This is a genomic window from Nonomuraea sp. MG754425 (genome assembly GCF_021699195.1).
Classification (GTDB): Bacteria; Actinomycetota; Actinomycetes; order Streptosporangiales; family Streptosporangiaceae; genus Nonomuraea.
Map to the genome: position 1 here is coordinate 1 of NZ_SSXE01000086.1, position 20480 is coordinate 20480.

The window sequence follows — 20480 nt, forward strand, 5'->3', positions numbered from 1 at the left end:
GCCAGGGCCCGGCGACCGTCCGGCGGCCCAGGCGCCCAGGCCCCCGTCCTGGACCCGCCCGCCAACCCGCCGACGGCGAACCGCCCGGCCACGGTGCCCGTACCGCCGCTGGCCGGCCTGGACAGAGCGGCGGCCACGAAGGCACTCAAGCGGGCCGGCCTGGTCCCGGGCCAGGTCAGCGAGCTCGACTCCCCGGAGCGGATCGGCGACGTGCTGAGCGCCGAACCGGCCCCGGGCACGGCCGTCGACCGGGGCAGCAAGGTGTCCATGAAGGTGTCGGCGGGCTTACCCGTACCCGCGCTGACGGGCCTGCGGCGCGCTGCCGCGGAGGCGGCCCTCGCCGCCGCCGGTCTCAAGCCGGGCACGGTCACCCGTTCCTGCTCGGCGCAGCCGACCGGCGAGGTCCTCGCCACCCTGCCGAAGGCGGGAGGTCGCGTCCAGGGCGGCACTCCGGTGGCGCTCACGGTCTCCCGCAACGGCGTCACCGTCCCCGAGGTCGTCGGCCGGTCCCGCGAGCAGGCGCGTGCCGCCCTCACGGCGGCGGGGCTCTCCGTCCGTACCAGAGAGCAACTCGTGGACGACGAGTCGCAGGCGGGCACCATCCTCTCCCAGAGCCTCCAGCCGGGCACCTGCGCCGGCCCGGCCGACCAGGTCACCATCACGGTCGGCGAACTCGCCCAGTCCGGTCCGGACCCCGAAGAGCCCTCGGATACCCCTCCCGCTCCGACCGCAAGCGGCTGACCTGGCCCGATACGCGTGGACCGATCCCCTAGGGGCAGGTGCGGGCTCATGAAGAAGCTCTTCCAGCTCCTGGTGGCCCGCCGTCTGGCCCGTACACCACTCGGCCTGACCGCGTTGGGCATCGGCTGGCTGCTGGCCCGCCACTTCCGCCGCCGGCACGCCGAAGAGGCCGCCCAGCAGCCCAGACGAGCCGTCCACCCACCCAAACGCGCCGTCCACCGCTGAACCGGCCGCGCCGCGTCGTCGTCCCAGGTCGCGTTTGACCTCAAGCGCTTGAAGTGTGTTCTGCTGGGCCGCGTGACGACCTTCACCATTCAGGACGTGTCCCGGCGCAGCGGGCTGAGCGAGCCGACACTGCGCTACTACGAGGACGTGGGGCTGATCGGCCCGATCGAGCGCGACGAGCGCAGCGGGCATCGGCGTTACGGCGACGGGGACCTCGACGAGATCGAGACGCTGGCCTGCCTGCGCGCGGCCGGCGTGGGCATCGAGGACATGCGCGCGTACCTGGCCAACCGCGCACGCGGGCGGGAGGCGGCGGCCGAGCAGCGTGACCTGCTGCTGCGGCACGCGCAGCGCGTCGAGGCCGAGATCGCCGCCCAGCAGGTGCGGCTGCGCTACCTGCGCGAGAAGGCGGCCTTGTGGGACGCCCGCGACCGCGCCGACGCCGTCGCCGAGGCCGAGGTGTTGCGGCGGCTCACGGGAGCGGTCGGGAGCCTGGAGGCGCTGCGATGAGCCCGGTGCTGGTCACCGGCGGCTCCGGCTACCTGGGGACGCACCTCGCCGCCGCCCTGCTGCGGGCGGGCCGGCCGGTCCGCGTCACAGTACGGTCGAAGGCCCGCGAGGCCGACGTGCGCGCGGCGGTGCGCCGAGGCGGCGCCGACGACGGCGGCCTGGAGGTGGTCGCCGCCGACCTGAGGTCCGACGACGGCTGGCCGGCGGCGGTGGCCGGGTGCGAGGAGGTCCATCATGTCGCCTCGCCCTTCCCGACCGGCCAACCGGAGGATCCCGATGAGCTGATCGTCCCCGCCCGTGCGGGCACGCTGCGGGTGCTGCGTGCCGCTCGTGACGCGGGGGCCCGGCGGGTCGTGCTCACCTCGTCGTTCGCGGCGGTCGGCTACACGCCCAAGCCGGTCGCCGAGTTCACCGAGGACGACTGGACCGATCCCGACACCCCGGGGCTGGCGCCCTACCCGCGCTCCAAGGCGATCGCCGAGCGGGCCGCGTGGGAGCTGATGCGGCGCGACGGCGGCGGCACCGAACTCGTCGTGGTCAACCCGACGTTCATCCTCGGGCCCACGCTCACCGACGTGCTGGGCTCCTCGATGTGGCTCGTCAAGATGATGCTCGAAGGGACGACCAGTGTCGTGCCCCGGCAGCGGTTCGGCATCGTCGACGTCCGTGACGTGACTGACCTGCACCTTCGCGCGATGGCCGCGCCCGAGGCGGCGGGCAGGCGGTTCCTGGCCGTCGCGGGCGGGCCGGCGATGGGCTTCCTGGAGGTGGCCGGGATCCTGCGGCGGCGGCTCGGGGCGTTCGCCGCGCGCGTGCCCACGCGGGAGGCCCCGGGGGAGGAGCCGCCACGGCCGATCATCCACAACGACCGGGCCCGCGCCGCACTCGGCTGGCGTCCGCGCGAGGTCGAGACGACGATCGTGGAGACGGCCGAGAGCCTGCGCGATCTCGGCCTGGTCGAGGAAGCCGGCAGCCCGGCGACCGGCGGCTAACAGCCGAAGGCGGGCGGCCGGCTCTGGGGGGTGCGCCGTTGGCGAGCACCCAGGCCCTTGCCCGAGCCCGGGATGAGGCGCAGCGGGCGCGCGACGCGCAACGGCTCCGCCACCAGCTCGCGCATCTCCTCCAGCCCCACGACGTCGTGGTGGCCCGAGTCCAGGATCGTCGCCGCGAACTCGTACGCGTCCCGGCCCGCCATCGCCCTGAGCTGGTCGATGAGCGTCTGCGGGCCGCCCAGTTCGAGCAGGGTGAGGAAGTTCTCCGCGCCCAGGAGCAGGTGCTCGCGCCCGTCGAGCGTCCCGGGGTCCACCTCGCCCTCGTCCACGAGGAAGGTCAGGGCGGTGGGGGCGAGGATAGGGTCGCGGCGCAGGTCGCGGATGAGGGCCTGGCCTTCGGGGAGCGTCTCCGCCAGGACGGTGAGCATGGCGGCGGCCCGCGTACGGAACGGGCAGTCGCGCACGGCCTGGAGGAGGGCCTCGAGGTCCTGGCCGGGGCGGGCCAGCCAGGCGTTCAGCTCGGCGGTGGCCTCCTGGGGCGGGTAGTGCTGGCTGAGCACGCCCAGCAGCTCGGCCGCCGGGCAGGCCGACAGCTCGCCGATCAGCGGGGCGTCGCGGCCTTCCGCCAGGAGGCGGCGGCGTACGGTGTGCAGGGCGGGCGGGGTGAGGCGGGCCAGGAGGAGATCGGGGTCGGCGAGGCGCTCGCGCAGGCGCTCGACCGCGTCGGGCGGCAACGCCTGGTCGGCGCGGTCGAGGTCGCCGGTGTAGAGCTCGCCGGCGGGGCCGCGGGTGAGGTCCACGGCGCCGAGGTCGGCCAGGACGTCGAAGGCACGTTCCAGATCGCGGGCGGCCCGGTGGCGCCAGAGGTCCTTGAGCCGGGGCGGCTCCTCCTCCAGGGCGGCGTGCTCCTGGCAGGCCAGCCAGACGGTCTCCTCCAGGCGGGCCACGGGCACGGCGTCCATGCCGTAGAGGGTGTTCAGGACGTCGGGGAGGACCTCGCCGAAGACGCCGCCGAGCACGGAGGCGGGGCTCGCCATGGTGATCGTCCCGCCCAGCGCGGGGAGGGCCTCGAACGCGCGGGACCACAGGGCGGCGGGGTCGCGCAGGAGCGGCGCGGACTCGGCCACCTGGACCAGCCGTCGCCCGCCGGTGCGGACCAGGCTCAGCCTCGTGCCCCAGGCCAGCAGGAGGCTGAGCTGCGGCAGGTCGGCGGAGTGGGGGACGTCGAGCGTCTCCTCGCCGGTGCCGAGCAGGACCGACAGCTCGCGGGCGTCGGGGAGGGCGAGGTGGCCCGCCTCGGTGAGGGGGCGGCCGGCCGCGCCCGCCCAGGTCGCCAGCGTGACCAGGCGCCGGACGGTCCGGCTGCGGGCCGCCTCCGCCGCCAGGTCCGCGGCCGGCGGGAGGGCGACGGGCGGCGGGTGGAAGCCGCGGTCCTCCTCCAGGTCCAGGTCGGTACGGGTGTAGCGGGCCTCCAGGAGCTGGTCGAGGAGTTCCTGGTCGTAGCGGATGCGGCCGGCGTCGAGATCCTGCCGGAAGGCTTCGACGGCTCCCGGCCCGGCGAGGTCGTTGCCGTGGTCGAGCGCCGCCTGCGCCCAGAACTTGGGCAGCCCCTGGAGGTACGGGTCGTCGAGGGCCTTGCGGAAGTCGCGGGAGAGGCGGGCGATGATCTCGTCGGCCTCCGCCGGGCCGGCGCCCCGCGGATCGCGCAGCCCGGCGGCGGACAGGTAGCCCAGGTACGTGCGCAGGATCTCCGGCGCGACCTCCAGGATCTCCCTGGGGGCCACGACGTGCTTCGGGATCCAGGCCAGCAGGTAGCGCCGGATCTGGGACTCGTCCCAGTAGGCGAGGCGGCCGTCGCGGCTGCGGTGGCGGGCGTCCACGGCGGCGGCGATCAGGAGGTCGTCGGCCGGTCGGCCGTGCTCGTCCGCCCAGGTGAGACAGCGCCGGAGCAGGACGGTCTTGGTCGCCTCGAACTCCTCTGTCTCCTCGGGCTCGAACCAGGTACGCACCGGGGCCCCTTGCTATAGGCGTGCCGTCGGGTGAGGTCTGCCACCAGTATTCCCGCTGCGGGGACGGCGGCGCGGGCACTTGGGGGAATGCGCGGGCGGGGTGCTATTTGAGTGCCCCCGCGGTCAGCCCCGCCACGATCCGGCGCTGGAAGAACAGCACCAGCAGCACGAGCGGGATGGTGACCAGCACCCCGGCGGCCATCTGCGTCCCGAAGGGGGTGTCGAACTTGGCGGCTCCGGTGAACTGAGCGATCCGCACCGTGGCGGTCTGCCGCGCCTGATCGTTGATCATGGTGACCGCGATGATGAACTCGTTCCAGGTCGCGATGAAGGCCAGGATCGCGGTGGTGAAGATGCCCGGCGCGGCCAGCGGCACCATGACGCGGCGGAAGGCGGCGAAGGCGGTGCAGCCGTCGATCATGGCGGCCTGCTCCAGCTCGTACGGCAACTGCCGGAAGAACGTCGTCAGGTTCCAGATGGTCAGCGGCAGGGCGAACGACATCGACGGGACGATCATCGCCTGGTACGTGTTGATCCACCCGATGGCGGTGAACAGCTTCAGCAGCGGCACGATGAGCAGCGCGCCGGGGAACATGGAGACGGCGATGACCAGGGCGAGCACGACGTTCTTGGCGCGGAATTCGAGCCGGGCGAGCGCGTAGGCGGCCAGGGTGCCGACCAGCAGGGTCACCGCGGTGGTGACGCCCGCGACGACGAGGCTGTTGACGAGGGACTGCCCGAAGCCCATGTCGGCGGCGAACACCGCCTCGTAGCTCTCCAGCGACCACGGACTAGGAAATGGCGATTTGTCGTAAATGTCGGCGGTGCGGCGGAAGCTCGACACCACCATCCAGTAGAACGGCACCAGGCAGTACAACGCGATGCCGATCATGCCCGCTCTACGCCACACGGGCGCTCCCCTCACGCCGCCGAGCCCGCACGTCGCCCAGCAGATCCGCCCCGAGCAACTTCACGAACACGAACGCGATCACCGCGATGTAGCCGAACAGCGCCGTCCCGTACGCCGACGCCGGTCCGTAGTGCACCCGCGTCGCCTCGTCCCAGATCAGCCCGGACAACGTCTCCACGGACTGCTTGCGCGGCCCCACCAGCACGTACGGCAGGTCGAAGACGCGCAGCGCGTCCATCAGCCGGAACAGCACGGCGACCAGCAGCGCGGGCCTGACCAGCGGCAAGGTGACCCGCCAGAACGTCTGCCGGGGCGTGGCCCCGTCCACCCGCGCCGCCTCGTAGACGTCGGCGGGGATGATCTGCAGCCCGGCCAGTACGAGCAGGCCCACGAACGGGGCCGTCTTCCACGTGTCGGCCACGATCACGGCGAGCTTGGCCCAGGCTCCGTCGGCCGTCCAGAGGATCTCGGTGCCGAGCAGGGCGTTGGCCACCCCGTCGGCCTGGAAGATCCACTTCCACATCAGCCCGGCGACGGCGGTCGGCACCGCCCACGGGATCAGGATGCCGGCCCGCAGCAGCGCCCGCCCCCTGAACGCCCGCTGCATGATCAGCGCCATGGCCACCCCCAGCACGACCTCCAGGGCGACCGTCACCACGGTGAAGAGCGTGGTGTTGAGCGCGGCGTTCATGAAGCGCTGCTGCGCCACGCCCGCGTAGTTCGCCAGCCCGGCGAACCACTCGCCCTCCACCACGAAGCCGTCGGCGTCGAGGCGCTGGCCGCTCTCGTAGAACGATTCCCGCAGCGCCGCGACCAGCGGATAGAAGACCACGAGGGCGAGCACGACCATGGTGGGGGAGAGCATGGCGGCGGCCAGCCACGACTGCCCCCGTGGCCGCCCGCCTCCCCGGACGCGGGCGCTCACTTCAGCAGCGGACCGAGCGCGGACTGCAACTCCGACAGGCCCTGGTCGACGGGCTTGGCCCCGGTGACGATGGCGTACGCCGACTCCTGGATGGCGGCGGTGACGTCGCCGTACCTGACCGCCTTCGGACGGGGTTTGGCGGCGAGGATGCCCTCCTTCAGCGCGGGCAGGTAGGGGTACTTCTCGATCATCGCCGGGTCCTCGTAGACCGCGGTGAGGGGCACCGGCATCGAACTGGTCTGCGCGAACGCCTTGATCTGCGCGGCGCTGGTCATGAAGGCGATGAAGTCGCGCGCGCTCTGCTTGTGCTGGGAGAAGGCGGACAGGGCCAGGTTGTTCCCGCCCAGCGTGCCCGCGCCCGGTCCGGTCAGGCCGGGGATCGGGGCCACGTCGAACTTGCCGTGCACCTTGCTGGAGCCGTCGGTCTTCTGCGCGGCCTCGTAGCCGTAGGCCCAGTTGCGGTAGAAGAGCAGCTTGCCCTCCTGGAAGGCGACCCGTCCCTCTTCCTCCTTGTACGTGATCGCCTCCTTCGGGATCATCCCGCTCTTGAACCCGTCCGCCAGGAACGTGGCCGCCTGCTTGGCGGGCTCGCCGGTGAGCTGAGGTTGCCCGGAGGCGTCGAGGAGTTCGCCCCCGGCGGAGGCGACGGCCTCGGAGAAGTTCACGGTCAGGCCCTCGTACTTGTCGAACTGGCCGCCGTAGCAGCTCATGTCCCTCTGCTCGGGCAGGACCTCGTCGCAGATCCGCCGCATCTCGGCCCAGGTCTTGGGCGGCTGCTCGACCAGGTCCGTGCGGTAGTAGAGCAGCCCGGTGCCGGTGAAGACCGGCATCGCGTACAGCTTGTCGCGGTACTTCGCCGTCTCGACGGTGGTGGGCAGGAAGCCGGAGGTGTCGAGGGTCAGCTCGTCCACCCACCGGTTCGCGGCGAACTCGCTGGTCCACACGGCGTCGATGAGGATGACGTCTCCGGCGGCGGACTTGGTCTGCGCGTTCTGGATGAGCTTGCGGCGCTGCTCGTCGGCGCTCTCCGGGAGCAGGACGACGGTGGCCTTCTCGTCGGGGTGCGCGGCGTTCCAGGCATCGACGATCTTCTGCACCGACTCGGCCTCGAACTTGCCGCCGAGGAACGTGATCGGCCCGCGCTCCTGCGCGGGCGCCTGCTGCTCCTCGGCGGATCCGCAGGCGACCAGGCTCGCGCCGAGCGCCAGCGCGGCGGTGGTGACGTGCAGGGCTTTCATCGGGGGGTTCCTTCTTCCAGGGTGACGGTCTGGCCGGTCAGCCGCGACCGCTCGGCGGCCCAGGCGATGAGGTGGCTGTGCAGGCTCTCGGCCGGCGAGGACAGGATCGGGGCCCGCTCCCGGGTGGCGACGGCGGTCAGGAACGCCTCCACCAGCGCTTCGTCACCGCCTCCGTGCCCGCCCCTGGCCGTGCCGTCCCCGCTCACGCGGGTGTCCACGACGGACGAGCGGCCGGTGACGAAGTCGTGGACGGTCAGGCGGTCGCCGTCGCCGTCGATGGAGCCGTGGGTGCCGAAGATCCGGGTCTGCCGGTGCAGGGCCGGGGTGAACCCGGTCATGGTGAACGACACGGTCGTGCCGCCCTCGAACTCCAGGTTCACGACCTGATGATCGACCACGTCGTTGTCGCAGTCGTAGACGCATCTGCCGTACGGGCCGGTCCTGAGCGCCTCCAGCACTCCCTGCTCGGAGACGTCGTCGGTGAGCACGGTCAGCGGCCACACCCGCTTGCCGGCGAGCGGCAGGTAGATGCGCTTGGCGGAGTACGGGCAGCCGGGTTCGGCGGAGCAGTCGAGGCAGCGCTCGGCGGCTGCGCCCGGCCGGTTCTCGGGGCGGAAGTGCTTGAGGCCGCCGAACGAGGAGACGCGGGTGACCTGCCTGCCGGTGAGGTGGACCAGCCAGTCGAGGTCGTGGCAGGACTTGGCCAGCAGCATGAACGTGGACTCGTCGGCGCGCCGCCAGTTCCCCCGCACGTACGAGTGCGCCTGGTGCCACCATCCGACCGGCTCCAGGTGCTGGATGCTGACGATCTCGCCGATCCGCCCGTCGTCCAGCAGGGCTTTGAGCGCCCGCGTGTACGGGGTGTAGCGCAGCACGTGGCACACCGCGAACACGGCCCCGGAGCGCTCGGCCGCCGCCACGATCGAGCGGCAGTCGTCCTCGGAGACCGCCATCGGCTTCTCCAGCAGGATGTCGTAGCCCAGTTCGGCGAAGCGCACGGCGGGTTCGACGTGGTCGCGGTCCTGGGTGGCGATGATCACCGCGTCCGCCTGGCGGGGCAGCGCGGCCAACTCCCGCCAGTCCGCGTACGGCACGGCGTCCGGGAACCTGCCCCGGCGGCTGTCGAGCGGATCGGCGACCGCGACCACCCTGGCCCGGCCGCTCTCGACGGCGTGCCCGGCGTAGGAGGTCCCCCGGGAACCCGCCCCGACGACGGCGATCGTCACCATACGCGCCTCCAACTTATGTAACCAGTTCACGTATGTCGGCTGATGCTAGGATCCGGGCTGTTGGTCGTCAATAGGGAAGTTATGAGAAAGGGTCTCGTAAGTGACCGAGCTTCGGCCGGGTGACGCGTCACTGCTGCGCAAGGTGAACACCCAGGTCACGCTCAGAGCCCTGCGCCGCGAAGGCGTGGCCACGCTCACCCGGCTCGGCCGGGTCACCGGGCTGTCCAGGCAGACGGTCGAGGCGGTGCTCGACGAGCTGGGCGAGCGCGGTTACGTCCGCGAGGTGCCGCCCGACGAGGGCGCGATGGGGCGGCCGGCGCGGCGCTTCGGGTTCCGGGCGGACGCCGGCTACGTGGTCGGCGTGGAGGTCGGCGGCGACGCCATCGTGGCCGCGCTCGCCGACCTCAACGGCGAGGTGGTCGCCTGGAAGCGGGCCGAGCTCTCCGGCGACACCCCCGCCCACCAGCGGCTGGAGGCCGCCGAGCGGACGGCGCTGGCCTGCGTGGACGGCGCGGGCGTGGCCCGCAAACAGGTCTGGACGGTGGCCGCGGGCACCTCCGGCATCGTCGACAGGACCGGCCGCGTGGCACTGTCGATCACCCTGCCCGGCTGGACCGGGGTCGACCTCGCCGGGCTGGCCGGGCGCTGGTTCGGCGGCACCGCGCTGGCCGCCAACGACGCCAACCTGGCCGCCCTCGCCGAGCACTGGCGCGGCAGCGCCCAGCACGCCTCCGACGTCGTACACCTCCTGATCGGCCACCGGGCGGGCGCGGGCATCCTGATCGGCGGCCGGCTGCACCCCGGACGTACCGGCGCGGCGGGCGAGATCGGCACGCTGCGGCAGGTCGGCTGGGAGGACGCCGCCCGCGAACTGGTCAGGGACACCACGGCGGCCAAGGTGTTCGAGGCGGCGCTCGGCGGCGACCGGGAGGCCGCGCGCCGGGTGGACCGCTACGCCGAGAACCTCGCCATCGGAGCCTCCGCGCTCGTCCTGGCCATCGACCCCGACCTGCTGGTGCTCGGCGGCGGGCACGCCCGCGCCGGCGACGTGCTGTTCGAGCCGCTGCGGCGGCACCTGACCGAGCTGTGCGTGAGCGCCCCGGAGGTGGTGGCCTCCACCTTCGGGGACGAGGGGGTGGCGATCGGCGCGGTCCGTCTCGCGCTCGACCACGTCGAACGCGAGATCCTGGGCCTGTGACCGGCTGGTGCGATCAGTCGGCGACCAGCCGGGACCCGTCGGCCTGCTCCCGCTGGCGGCGCAGCTCGTAGGTGCCCGGCGCGATGCCGGCGAAGGCGTGCTCGGGATGCGCGAGGTAGGCGGTCGCCCCCTCCGCGACGGTCAGCAGGCCGAGCACGATCCCGTCGCGCCAGCGCGCCGGGGCGAAGTACGCCTTGCCGGTGGCGACCAGGAGATGGGTGTTGGCCTCGGCCTGACCGCGCACGACGGGGACGCCAGCCTCGGGGATGGGTGAGCCGCCCGGCTTCCCGTCTACCGGCACCACGGCGACGTCGCCCTGGAACTGCAGGCCGGACAGGACGGGGATCTCGGCCTGCCGGTCGAGGTGGGCGTCGACGGTGACGCCGAAGGTGGCCATGGCCTGCTCGATGGTGGTCATGTACTCGCACTCCTCGGGGGGATTCAGGAACGGCGTTGTGCCGTGGCGTACTGGGCGGCGCTGAGGCCGTAGGTCCAGGCGGCGGCCTCGATCGGGTCGTCGCAGTGGGTGGGGACGGTCAGGCCGAAGCGGCGGCGCACGCCGTCGCGTTCGACGGTGCCATTCGTGCACAACAGCACGCGGACGGGCGTGGTGTAGACCCCGTCGGGGACGTGGTGCAGGGTGAGGATCTGACCGGGATTGCCGGGGTCGGGCACGGCCGGCCCGATCTGTTCCAGGCCGGCCTCGGCGACGAAGCGGTCCCAGCCGCGGCGTTCGATGGCGCAGCGGCGGATCTCGGCGTTGGGCTCGCGGAGGATCTCGTCGGCGGTGAGGCTGTCGTCGATGACGGCGCGGGGGACGGGGGTGCCGTGCCAGAAGTACAGCGCGAACCCGTCGGACCAGAGCGCCGCGGGGCCGTCGGCGCGGTGCGGCCGGTGCGGGGCGTGCTCGTCGTCGCCGGCCTGTTCGAGCCGCAGCTCCACCGGCCCCTGACAGAACACGACGAAGTCCCGGAACGGCCACCACCACCAGCCCTCGAACGGTGGCGCACCCTGTGGAGGCGTGGTGTCCGGGTGGCAGCTCCCGACGAGCCCCAGCCAGTCGTCGGACCGGTTCCCCCGCAGGTGGGCACCCCACAACCGGCGGATCTCGCCGCGGATCGTGTCCTGGCGCACGCCGCCTACCGCCGCGTCCACCGCTTCCGACGTGACCGCCGCCGCCACCTCGCCGAGCACCGCCAGCGCCGTGGCCAGCGCTGGATGGCGATCACCGGGCGCGGTACCCGCCGAGCCCTTCGACGCGCGGCGCACCGCCGCGGCCATCTCGGTGTGCAGGGCGGTGGCCGCCGCGCCGTGCACCGGGTCGCTCACCCCGCCGGCCACGGCCTGGACGGTGGCGCGCACGGCCGCCCCCATCGGCTCGCCCGCCGTGTCGTCCACCGCGCGGTAGACCGAGTCGAGGACCCGCTTGTTGCGGTGGCCGGTGGCCAGGCAGGCGGCTATGGGCGCGGCGAACGCGCCGGCGAGCGGTGAGGACGCCCACCCGACCCGCTCGGGGAAGGGAACCCCGATCTCCTGGTAGCAGGCGCGTGCGGCGAGTTCCCACGCCCGCCTCCCGTCGGCGGCGGCCGGGGCCGAAGCCGGTGTGTTCACAGTGGGGACCTCCCATGGTCGACGATTCGGGTCGATCAGGACGGAACGTCTGCGGGCGAAGTCGTTCCGGCGGTACGTTGTCGAACATTCGATCTTGACAAGTCTATTATGATCCGTACATTCGTTCGAATGGAAGCGATGGGCAGCATCGAAGACGCCTTGCGGGATCGTCCCGGCGACGCCGCCGCGTGGCACGCGTACAGCGGTCTGCTGCTGGAACAGGGTGACACCAGAGGCACGCTGATCCGGCTGGAACAGCGCCTGGCCCGCACCCGTCCCGCCGACCGCCCGGCCCTGGAGCGGGAGATCGCCGACCTCGTCGCCGAGTACGAGGACGACTGGGATGCCGGGGTGCCGGACGGCGTGGCCCGGGTGCTCGCCCGCCGGCACGGCTTCGCCACGGAGGTGGCCGTCGAATGGTCGGACGACGTCGCCGAGATCGTGGAGCGGTCGCTGGACGCCGCCCCGTTCGTCACCACGCTGCGGATCATGCCGAACGCCACCGACAAGGACGACCACGAGGATGACTGGGAAGACGAGGACGAGGACGATTACCTGGCCGTGGACCGAGGCGACCCGCGTCCGGGCACGCTCGACATAGGCGCTCTCGACGGGCTGGACCTCGGCCGGCTCACCGAACTGGACCTGTCCTACCTGAGCATCGGTTTCGACGGCGCGCAGGCCCTGGTCGCCACGTTCCGATCGGACCGGTTACGGGCGCTCGACCTGCGGTACTGCCGGATCGCCGACGCCGGCCTGGCGGCACTCGCGGCCTGCCCGCGGCTGGCCGGGCTGCGCCGCCTGCGGTTGCAGCGCAACCGGCTGACCGCCGAGGGCGTGCGCCACCTGCGTCATTTTCCGGACCTGACCGAGCTCGACCTGCGCTACAACGACCTCGGCGCGGAGGGCGCGCGAGCCCTGCTCGAAGCCCCGTTCGCCGGGTCCCTGGAACGGTTGTGGATGTACGGCTCCGACGTGGGCCCGGACGGCGTCCGGGCGCTGGCGCAGGCCGAGAACCTGCCCACGGGGCTGCGGAGCCTGTGGAGGTGCGTGTGAGCGTTGAACTTCGGGACCGATTCTTCGCCCTGTCGGCCGGGGACGCCCCCGCCGAGGAGGCCGCCCGCTACCGGGCCGAGGTGGACACGATCGACGCCCGTCCGGCCGCGACGGTGGACGGCCTGGACGTCTCCTGGCATCCGTCGGCGCGGTTCAAGGCGGTGCGGTTCATCGACGCCGAGCTGATCGACGAGGGCGTGCGGGAGCTGTTCGCCCGGCCCAGCGAGGAGGCGCCGTACCTGGCGGCGGTGTTCGTCGATCCGCACGAGCTGTCGTTCCGCACGTTCGAGAACATCGTCCCGCTGGACCGCCTGTTTGAGGCCGTGCCGCTGGAGCTGGCTCCGGCCGGGCTGACGGAACACGCCGAAGGGGTGTTCTCGTTCGCGCTGCGGCTGCCGGAGCAGGCCCGCGACCGGCTGTCCCGGCTGGACGGGCTGAGCCTGTACGTGCCGCCGCTGAACGCCGCGTCCCGGGGCGGCGAACGGTTCATCTTCCACTCGGCGCTGCTGGCCGAGGCGCTGACCGAGGCGGTGGCGCAGGCGCTGCCGCCCGCGGTCGCGAAGGACTTCTCGCACGTGAACCCGGTGTTCCGGTGCAACGGGTTCGAGCCCGGCGACGCCAACTTCCACCTGCACCGGGACACGCCGTACTACGACGCGGCGCGCGGGCACGTCTCCCGCTACACCCTGCTGCTCTACCTGACCGGCGGCACCGGATCGCCGGCGCTCGACCTGGCCGGCGGGGCGGCGCTGAGCGAGATCGACGCCTTCACGTGCGTGCTCTTCGACCAGCGCTACGAGCACGAGGGCGCCCCCTACCACGACGGCCGCAAGGTGTTCCTGCGCACCGAACTGGTCTTCGCCGCCGCGGACGTCACCGAGGAGCCGGAGATCGGCGCGCTGTTCAGCAAGGCGTGCTACCTGACCGGTGAGAGCGTGTTCGCCCCGGAACTGGCCCGGCACGCCGACGCCTACTACAACCGGGTGGCCGCCGCCCACTGGGACGGCCTGGGCGAGGGCCCCGGCCGCGAGACGTTCGTGCACAAGGAGTTCCGCGGCGTGCACTTCGTGGCGAACGGCTACGACTTCTGGTTCGCCGAGAGCGACGGGCTGTCGGCCGCGGAGTGCGCCGCGATCACCCTGCTCGACTACTTCAACTGCAAGCTCGGCGACACCGCCTTCCGCGCGCTGTGCCGGACGGAGGTGATCGAGGCCGAGGACGCCCGCTGGATCCCGGAGTTCCTGCGGGCCAGGCAGAGCCGCCCGACCATGACGCGGGTGGACAAGACCGCCTTCTTCCCCGACGCGGAGCAGCCGCACAGCGCGATCTGCTGCCCGTTCCACACGTGGGGAGGCTACGACCCGACGCGCCACGACGAGATCATCGAGCTGTACGAGGAGGCGCGGTCCTTCGCCGCCGCGCACATCCTGCCCGCGCCGATCCTCATGCTCGGCGCTGACGTGGCCCTCGACCCCGACCGGTTCGTCATCCAGGACAACCTCATCCACGTGCTCGGCAAGGAAGGGCTCGCCCCGGTCAACTTCGCCGCCTGCTGGAACGACGAGTCGGTCGCGGAGGACTACGTGACGGTCGCGGCCAAGGTCGGCGTGACGCGGTTCCTCGTTCCGCCGATCCTCTACGGCGAGAGCGGCGGCTGCCGCCATCTCCGGTTCGACTTCTTCCGCAACTCCTGGATGGTCGACCACCGGCAGGGCACCGTCCCGGTGCCCAGGATCACCGAGCTGAGCTGGGCCGATCCCGAGGAGCGCGGCGGCGGCTGGCGGCGCTCGGTGGACGACGCCCTCATCGACGAGGACCACCCGCTGGCCGCCGGCGAGTGGTGGGACGACGACGAGGACGACGACTGGGACGACGAGGAGGAGGACGAGGACGAGGACTAGCCGCGCCGCTCAGAAGGCCCGCGCGATCTCCGACAGGACGGTGCGGACCTGCTCCTCCGGCAGGTCCATCGTCCGGACCGCGCCCCACTGCAACGCCCCGAGCAGGGCCCAGCTCTTCAGCCTGATCTCGGGGCCGGGGTCGTCGCCCACGAGCTTGGTGTAGATCGTGTCGCGGAACGTCCTGATCTTCTCGCGTTCTGAGCCGGGCTCGGCCGCGGTGTCGTCGGCGGCCAGGTCCTCCATGAACAGCCGGATCACCGACCGGTAGCGGGCCGCGAACTCCACCAGCGCCTCGACGAACGCCGCGCGGCTCGGGTACGGGGCGTCGAGCAGCGCCAGCATGTCGCCCGCCACCGGCGACAGCAGTTCCAGCGCCAGCCGGTCCTTCGGATGGAAGTGGTAGGCGACCGCGGTCTTGGTCAGCCCGACGGCGGCGGCGATGTCGGACAGGGACGTGGCCGCGTATCCGCGCTCGGCGAACAGCTCGCGGGCCGCCGCCAGGATCCGGGTGCGGGTGTCGTCGGATGTGGTCATCGTCTCATTTCCCTGCGGGAGACAGCCTTCCGGATAAGTCCCGTTTTATCGTATGTCCTGGACGACCGTACAGAACGGCCGTCGAACGGAAGCTGGGACGATGACGCGGTTACTGGGACGGTTGGGTGGCTGGTGCGCGCGCCACGGATGGATCGTGCTGGTCACCTGGGTGATCGCCGCCGCCGCGCTGATGGGCGGCAGCCTCGCCTTCCCCAGTCCCACGAACAGCGACGCCAGCATCCCCGGCACCGACGCCCAGCGCGCCCACGACCTGATGAAGACCGGCTTCGGCAGCGGCTACGCCACCGGCGGCACGGTCCAGCTCCTGCTCTACTCCGCCGACGGCCCGCTCATCGAGGACGACCGCAAGCAGGCGGTGGAGCGTGCCATGGACCGCCTGCGCACGATGCCGCACGTCACGAAGGTGGAGACGCCGTTCAGGGCCGGCGGTATCGCCTCCAACCTGCAGATCGGCCTCATCACGATCCGCATGGACGGCAACGACGGCGACAAGATCGCCGAGACCACGCAGACCCTGTCCAAGGCCGCCGACCCGGCGCGGCAGGCCGGGATCGAGGTCGTGCCCGCCGACAGCTCCACCCCGGCCGACAAGGAGATCAAGACCGGGCCGAGCGAGGTCATCGGGATCGTCTGCGCGCTGCTCGTGCTCGTGTTCGCCTTCGGGACACTGGTCGCCGCGATCGTCCCGATCTTCGCGGCGCTGATCAGCGTGGCCTCGGGGCTGGGCGTCATCGGGCTGCTCGGGTGGGTCGTGGACATGCCCAAGCAGGCCGGGATCATGGCCACGATGATCGGGCTCGGCGTGGGCATCGACTACGCGCTGTTCCTGCTGTCCCGCCACCGTCGCCTGCTGGCCGAAGGGGTGCCGGTGGCGGAGTCCGTACGCCGGACCGTGGCCAGTTCGGGCGGGGCCGTCGTGTTCGCGGGCGGCACCGTGATCATCGCGTTGAGCGCGCTGCTGCTGGCCGGGTTCCCGCTGCTGGCCACGCTCGGCTGGGTCACCGGCATCTCGGTCGTGGCCGCCGTGCTGACCTCGGTCACGTTCGTCCCCGCCCTGCTCGGGTTGCTCGGGCACCGCGTCAACTCGCTCAAGGTGCCGCTCCTGCGCGGGTCGGCCGCCGCCGGCTCGCACACCGCGGGGGGCACCGGCTGGGCGGGGCTGGGCGCGTGGGTGGCCCGCCGTCCGTGGCGGGTGCTGATCGGCAGCGCCGTCGTGCTCGGCGCGCTGGCCGCCCCCGCGCTGGCGCTGCAGTTGGGGCCGCTCGACGAGGGGTACGGCGCCCAGGGCTCGGAGCCGCGCCGCGCCTACGAACTCATGGCCACCGGCTTCGGCCCCGGCTTCAACGGGCCGCTGGTCGTCGTCGCCGAACTGCCCGCCGAGGTGCCCGACGCCGACGCCCCGATCGTGGCCAACCTCGTCCGCGAGGTGAAGGCCGTGGACGGCGTCAGGCATGTGGCCGACCCCAAGCTCAACACCGACGGCCGCTCGGTCCTGATCCAGGCCATCCCCGAGTACGCGCCCAGCGACGAGCGGGCCGCCCAGGTGGTCCGGGACGTCAGGGCCATCTCCATGACGGGGGTGCAGGTGCACGTCGGCGGCAAGGTGGCCGGCATGACCGACGCCGGGGACCGGATGAACGAGCGCACCCCGCTGGTCATCGGCGTCGTGGTGCTCCTCAGCGCCCTGCTCCTGCTGCTGGCCTTCCGCGCGCCGGTCGTCGCGATCAAGGCGGCGGTGATGAACCTGGTGTCGCTGGGGGCCGCGTTCGGGGCGCTGGCGATGGTGTTCTCGATCGGGCTCGGGAGCGGGCTGGTGGGCATGGACCCGCCGGTCAACTCCTCCTTCCTGCAGACCGTCTTCTTCTCGGTGCCCATCGAGAGCTACGTGCCGCTGATGTTGTTCGCGGTGCTGTTCGGGCTGTCGATGGACTACGAGGTCTTCCTGCTGACGGCGGTGCGGCAGGCGTACCTGCGGCACGGGGACAACGCCAGGGCGGTGGCCGAGGGGCTGGGCTCCACCGGGCGGGTCATCACGTCCGCCGCGCTGATCATGGTGGCGGTGTTCGTGGCGTTCATCGCCTACCCGGACGCCATGGTGAAGACCTTCGGGGTGGGGCTGGCCGTGGCCATCGCGGTGGACGCCACGATCATCCGCGGGTTCCTGGTGCCGGCCACGATGGTGCTGCTGGGGCGGCTCAACTGGTGGTGCCCGCGGTGGCTGGACCGGATCCTGCCCAACCTGTCGGTGGAGGGACACGAGGAGGACGAGCCCGTCGCGCCGCCCCGGCCCGAGCCGGTCAAGGCCGGGGTCTGAGCTTCAGCCGAGCTGCGCGCAGTCCTGCAGCGAGACCTCCGCCGGCAGGGAGGCCCGGCCGCCGCCGGTGCACCTGACGCGGAGCCCGATCCCGGTGGCCACGCCGAACGCCTCGCCGGCGAAGGAACCGTTGGTCATCGCCCCCGGCGAGGCGTGGCAGTTGCCGACCAGCACCGCCACGCCCGGGTCGCCGCGTACGGTGTCGCAGGTGTAGGTGGCGTGCAGCCGGGCTCCGAGATCGTCCGGTTCGTCGCTCGCGTGCGCGGGGAGCGGGCCGCCGAAGGCCAGCACGGCCGCGGCGGCGGCCCCGATGCGGGCGGACAGGACAGGGCGAAGCATCGTGGGGGCCTCCGTCAGTCGGGGTCGGCGAGGTGGCAGGCGGGGACCCAGCCGATGACGCCGGTGGTCGCGTTGAAACCGTGGTGCCACAGGGTGCTCTCGAAGCGGTCGCACCGGTAGGGCTCGTGCTCCTCCGAGCGGTAGGACTCGAAGCCCTGCCCCGGGTGGCCCAGCCCGTTGCGGTCGGACCCGGCCCGCGGCTCGCTCCAGATGACCACGCCCTGGGCGGCGAAGTCGTAGATGATCCTGGCCCGCGCCTGCGTGGCTCCGGCGGGGAGCGGGCCGCTCAGCGCCACGAGCGTGAGCAGGCCGGCCGTGGTGACCCGTCTGATGCGCACCGTGCCTCCCTCCGTGAGTTCCCTCGCTCACGGTAAGGGATCGGCGACTCAGCGTGCCAGCGGTTTGTCGCCGCGCCGCCAGGACAGGAAGCCGCCGTCGAGCGGGCGGGCGTCGTATCCGTGCTCGCGCAGCAGGCGTACCGCCTCGGGCGAGAGCACGCAGTACGGCCCCCCGCAGTAGGCGACGATCTGGGCCTCCTTCGGTAGCTCGCCCAGCCGCTCCCGCAGTTCCTCCAGCGGCACCGAGACCGCCCCGGGCACGTGGCCGGCGGCGTAGTCGGCCGCCGGGCGCACGTCCACGACCACCGTGCCCGGATCCGCCAGCCGGGCGGCCAGCTCCTGCGCGCTCACTCCTTCGAGGGCGCCCAGCCGGGCGCGTACGGCGTCGCGCAGGTCGGCCAGCCGCCCGTCCGCGAACGCCTGGAACTCGCCGAGGAAACGCGAGACGGACGCGTCGGCCAGCCGGTAGTAGCTGCGCGTGCCGTCGCGCCTGCTGGTCACCAGGTGGGCGGCGCGAAGCTGCTGGAGCTGGGCCGAGGTGTTCTTCAGCGGGACGCCGGCGGCCTGCGCCAGCTCCTCCACCGTGCGCTCGCGCTGGTCGAGCACGTCCAGCAGGCGCAGCCGCACCGGGCTGGCCAGCGCCTTGCCGAGGCGGGCGAGCTGCGCGTAGATCTGCTCCTCGGGGAACATCAGACCATGTACTGGTCGTGGCGCAGGTACACGTCGGTCCATTCCTCGGGGGTGAGCTGCCTGCCGCTCTCGGCGATCGCGGCCAGCTCCTCGAAGTACGCCTCCCGCGGGGCGCCCGGGGTGAACAGGATCAGCATCGTGGCCGGCTCGCCCGACTCGTTCCTGAAGGCGTGCACGCCGCCCTCGGGCACGAACAGGAAGTCGCCCGGCCTGCCTTCGGCCCACTTCTCGCCGTTGAAGAGCCTGATCGTGCCGGACAGGACGTAGAACGACTCGGTCATGGTGCGGTGGAAGTGGGCGCCGGGGCCGCCCGGCTTCGGGCCCATCTCCCAGCGGTACAGCCCGTACGCGCCGTTCGTGGAGCCGCCGGTGGCCAGGTAGTGGACCTGGGTGTTGCCGCCGATCGTGAGGTCGGGGGCCCGGTCGGCCGGGGCGAGCGCGCCGCTGTGCGTGCCCTCTTCGGCGAGGTAGCGCGGTTCGGGGTAGGACATGCCGGCTCCTTGTCTAATATTCCAAAGAAGCTTAGAACAAGGAGGCGGGCGAGGGGAAGAGGGCTCAGAAGGTGATGACCGTACGGGCCACCGAGCCCTGGCGGACGTGCGCGACGGCCTCGTTGACGTCGGCCAGCGGCAGGCGTTCGGAGATCAGGGCGTCGAGATCCAGGCGGCCCCGCTCGTACTGCGTGGCCAGCATCGGCAGGTCGCGGTGCGGGGCCGCGTCGCCGCCCTGGGTGCCCATCAGGCGCCGGGAGGCGAACAGCAGGCCCGTGTCCAGCTCCATGGGATGGCCCGCCGGAGGGCTGCCGACCATGACCGTGGTGCCGCCGGGCTGGGTCGAGGCGAACGCCTGGGCGAGCACGCCGGGCGCGCCGGTGGCGTCGAAGGCGTAGTCCACGCCGCCCCTGACCAGGTCGCCGACCTGGCGGGGCAGGTCTTCGGCCGGCAGCGTGTGGGTCGCGCCGAGGAGTCCGGCCTGCTTGAGCTTCCGCTCCGCCACGTCGGCGGCGATGATCGTGCTCGCGCCCGCCAGGACCGCACCCTGGATCACGTTGAGCCCCACGCCGCCGCAGCCCACGACGAGCACCGTCGCGCCCGGCCGGACCCGGGCGACGTTGAGCACCGCGCCCACGCCCGTCACGACGCCGCAGGCCAGCAGGGACATGGCGGCGAAGGGCAGGGACTCGGCGATCTTCACGCACATCAGCTCGGGGACCACGGCGTACTCGGCGAAGGAGCCGATGCCGATGAAGCGGCGCACGTTCGCGCCGTCCAGGGTGACGCGGGGGCGGCCGCCCATGATCGTGGGCAGGCGGGCGGGGCCCGCGCAGAGGTGGAAGCGGCCCGCGCCGCACGGGCGGCAGCGCCCGCAGGGGCCGTTCATGGCGATGATGACGTGGTCCCCGGGTTCGAGCCCCGTGACGCCGTCGCCCGCCGACTCCACCACCCCGGCGCTCTCGTGGCCCAGGATGAACGGCGGCCCGCTCACCACGGGGCTCTTGCCGTCGATGGCCTTGAGGTCGGAGCCGCACACCCCCGACGCCTTGATCCGCACCCGGACCTCGCCGGGGCCCGGGTCCGCGATCTCGACCTCGCGGATCTCCATGGGGGCGTGGAACGCGGTGAGCACGGCGGCGCGCATCAGCATGCGCCTCACGCTAGCCAAGCCACCTGGCACAAACAAGCGGTTGTTCGGCAAATCC

The 20480-nt window shown here is 72.5% G+C and carries 21 protein-coding genes; 8 read left to right on the forward strand and 13 right to left on the reverse strand.

Annotated elements, in window-relative coordinates:
- The 4 genes from FAF44_RS27515 to FAF44_RS27530 form a co-directional block, all read left to right on the forward strand.
- Positions 1-741: PASTA domain-containing protein (locus FAF44_RS27515; RefSeq protein WP_237106170.1), on the forward strand; the 741-nt coding region annotated here is incomplete at its 5' end.
- A gap of 48 nt (positions 742-789) precedes the next feature.
- Positions 790-966: a DUF6203 family protein gene (locus tag FAF44_RS27520; RefSeq protein ID WP_237106171.1), complete on the forward strand. Its 177-nt coding sequence runs from the start codon at positions 790-792 to the stop codon at positions 964-966.
- 72 nt (positions 967-1038) lie between these two features.
- Positions 1039-1476 (forward strand): MerR family transcriptional regulator, encoded by a 438-nt coding sequence (locus tag FAF44_RS27525; protein WP_237106172.1) that lies wholly within the window; start codon positions 1039-1041, stop codon positions 1474-1476.
- Positions 1473-2468, forward strand: coding sequence for an NAD-dependent epimerase/dehydratase family protein (locus FAF44_RS27530; RefSeq protein ID WP_237106173.1), 996 nt, complete (start codon positions 1473-1475; stop codon positions 2466-2468). Before FAF44_RS27525 ends, FAF44_RS27530 begins: the two co-directional genes overlap by 4 nt.
- Here the strand turns inward: FAF44_RS27530 and FAF44_RS27535 are convergent.
- From FAF44_RS27535 to FAF44_RS27555, 5 genes are all read right to left on the reverse strand, one after another.
- A complete protein-coding gene (locus FAF44_RS27535; protein WP_237106174.1) occupies positions 2465-4477 on the reverse strand; it encodes a hypothetical protein in 2013 nt (670 codons plus the stop codon). The two genes, FAF44_RS27530 and FAF44_RS27535, sit on opposite strands and share 4 nt — an antisense overlap.
- 103 nt (positions 4478-4580) lie before the next feature.
- Positions 4581-5387 carry a carbohydrate ABC transporter permease gene (locus tag FAF44_RS27540; RefSeq protein WP_237106175.1) on the reverse strand — a complete coding sequence of 269 codons (807 nt, stop codon included), beginning with the start codon at positions 5385-5387 and terminating at the stop codon, positions 4581-4583.
- Positions 5377-6312 (reverse strand): carbohydrate ABC transporter permease, encoded by a 936-nt coding sequence (locus tag FAF44_RS27545; protein ID WP_237106176.1) that lies wholly within the window; start codon positions 6310-6312, stop codon positions 5377-5379. The genes FAF44_RS27540 and FAF44_RS27545 overlap by 11 nt, the downstream gene beginning before the upstream one ends.
- Positions 6309-7550 (reverse strand): ABC transporter substrate-binding protein, encoded by a 1242-nt coding sequence (locus tag FAF44_RS27550; RefSeq protein WP_237106177.1) that lies wholly within the window; start codon positions 7548-7550, stop codon positions 6309-6311. Before FAF44_RS27550 ends, FAF44_RS27545 begins: the two co-directional genes overlap by 4 nt.
- Positions 7547-8779, reverse strand: a complete 1233-nt coding sequence (locus tag FAF44_RS27555; protein WP_237106178.1) for a Gfo/Idh/MocA family protein — start codon at positions 8777-8779, stop codon at positions 7547-7549. The genes FAF44_RS27550 and FAF44_RS27555 overlap by 4 nt, the downstream gene beginning before the upstream one ends.
- Positions 8780-8879: 100 nt before the next feature.
- Here FAF44_RS27555 and FAF44_RS27560 point away from each other — a divergent pair, with 100 nt between their 5' ends.
- The gene (locus FAF44_RS27560) at positions 8880-9977 is read left to right on the forward strand and encodes an ROK family transcriptional regulator (protein ID WP_237106179.1); all 1098 of its coding nucleotides are present in this window, start codon (positions 8880-8882) and stop codon (positions 9975-9977) included.
- 13 nt (positions 9978-9990) lie between these two features.
- Here FAF44_RS27560 and FAF44_RS27565 read toward each other — a convergent pair whose 3' ends face one another.
- Together FAF44_RS27565 and FAF44_RS27570 are read right to left on the reverse strand one after the other, a co-directional pair.
- Positions 9991-10395 carry a hypothetical protein gene (locus tag FAF44_RS27565; RefSeq protein WP_237106180.1) on the reverse strand — a complete coding sequence of 135 codons (405 nt, stop codon included), beginning with the start codon at positions 10393-10395 and terminating at the stop codon, positions 9991-9993.
- Positions 10396-10418: 23 nt separating this feature from the next.
- A complete protein-coding gene (locus FAF44_RS27570) occupies positions 10419-11588 on the reverse strand; it encodes a DUF6745 domain-containing protein (protein WP_237106181.1) in 1170 nt (389 codons plus the stop codon).
- A 138-nt stretch (positions 11589-11726) separates the two neighbouring features.
- Between FAF44_RS27570 and FAF44_RS27575 the strand changes: the two genes are divergently transcribed.
- Entirely contained in the window at positions 11727-12644 is a 918-nt protein-coding gene (locus FAF44_RS27575; protein ID WP_237106182.1) for a hypothetical protein, read from the forward strand.
- Complete coding sequence (locus FAF44_RS27580) at positions 12641-14545, forward strand: hypothetical protein (protein WP_237106183.1); 1905 nt, start codon at positions 12641-12643, stop codon at positions 14543-14545. Before FAF44_RS27575 ends, FAF44_RS27580 begins: the two co-directional genes overlap by 4 nt.
- Before the next feature lie 9 nt (positions 14546-14554).
- Here the strand turns inward: FAF44_RS27580 and FAF44_RS27585 are convergent, their stop codons facing one another.
- Positions 14555-15079 (reverse strand): TetR/AcrR family transcriptional regulator, encoded by a 525-nt coding sequence (locus FAF44_RS27585; RefSeq protein WP_237106184.1) that lies wholly within the window; start codon positions 15077-15079, stop codon positions 14555-14557.
- 100 nt (positions 15080-15179) lie between these two features.
- Here FAF44_RS27585 and FAF44_RS27590 point away from each other — a divergent pair, with 100 nt between their 5' ends.
- Positions 15180-17414: an MMPL family transporter gene (locus FAF44_RS27590; protein ID WP_237106185.1), complete on the forward strand. Its 2235-nt coding sequence runs from the start codon at positions 15180-15182 to the stop codon at positions 17412-17414.
- 3 nt (positions 17415-17417) lie between these two features.
- Here the strand turns inward: FAF44_RS27590 and FAF44_RS27595 are convergent, their stop codons facing one another.
- The 5 genes from FAF44_RS27595 to FAF44_RS27615 form a co-directional block, all read right to left on the reverse strand.
- On the reverse strand, positions 17418-17753 hold the full coding sequence (locus FAF44_RS27595) for a hypothetical protein (RefSeq protein ID WP_237106186.1): 336 nt from the start codon (positions 17751-17753) through the stop codon (positions 17418-17420).
- 14 nt (positions 17754-17767) lie between these two features.
- Positions 17768-18091 carry a hypothetical protein gene (locus tag FAF44_RS27600; RefSeq protein ID WP_237106187.1) on the reverse strand — a complete coding sequence of 108 codons (324 nt, stop codon included), beginning with the start codon at positions 18089-18091 and terminating at the stop codon, positions 17768-17770.
- Between the two features lie 48 nt (positions 18092-18139).
- Positions 18140-18781, reverse strand: coding sequence for a metalloregulator ArsR/SmtB family transcription factor (locus FAF44_RS27605; protein ID WP_237106188.1), 642 nt, complete (start codon positions 18779-18781; stop codon positions 18140-18142).
- Complete coding sequence (locus tag FAF44_RS27610; protein ID WP_237106189.1) at positions 18781-19272, reverse strand: cupin domain-containing protein; 492 nt, start codon at positions 19270-19272, stop codon at positions 18781-18783. Before FAF44_RS27610 ends, FAF44_RS27605 begins: the two co-directional genes overlap by 1 nt.
- 64 nt (positions 19273-19336) lie before the next feature.
- Complete coding sequence (locus FAF44_RS27615; protein WP_237106190.1) at positions 19337-20425, reverse strand: alcohol dehydrogenase catalytic domain-containing protein; 1089 nt, start codon at positions 20423-20425, stop codon at positions 19337-19339.
- Positions 20426-20480: the final 55 nt, after the last annotated feature.